1 pseudogene is annotated in these 553 nt (G+C 39.4%); it reads left to right on the plus strand.

The features are described from left to right. Positions 1-377, plus strand: a pseudogene (locus ACWXWT_RS20635) (transposase); the annotation flags it as partial. Between the last annotated feature and the right edge of the window lie 176 nt (positions 378-553).

A 553-nucleotide genomic window follows, 5' to 3' on the forward strand; every position in this document is an offset into this window, starting at 1 on the left:
ACTACACCAGTATTCAACGACGTATAAATTCAGCGATTAAAGGTGAGCAACCTGCAGAGTTATTACCTTTTGTGGGTAATGAACGACTAAACATGCCTAACGGGCTAATGTTCAGTGTGAAAGATTATATTGTGTTGGTGGAGGATACCGGGCGAATTGTTCGAGAAGATAAACGCGGTGCAATTAGCTCAACTAGCCAAGATATTCTCAATAGACTAAATATTCCTGCTGACAACTGGCTAAAAATCAGCACTGAGTTTGGTTCATTATTCAAAGGTGCGGTAGGGGCTTTACCTGCATTAACGGAATATTTTGAACATCTAGAACGAAAGCGGAGACAAGGCGCATCAAACTGCCAGCGCTGGTTGTGTGCTTAAGGTTTAATCTCAAAAACGAAAACAAACACTCAAATAATAACCTCCTTTTCAGCTTGATATCAATCAAGCGACTAGTGCTGTGTTGGACCCACCATATTGCTCACTATTTTCCATTTAGTGCTCAGTTTGTTGATAATTCTTATTCAATTTATACATTTAAATAGTGCAGAGGGTTA

It is taken from the genome of Shewanella sp. A22, from assembly GCF_053850585.1.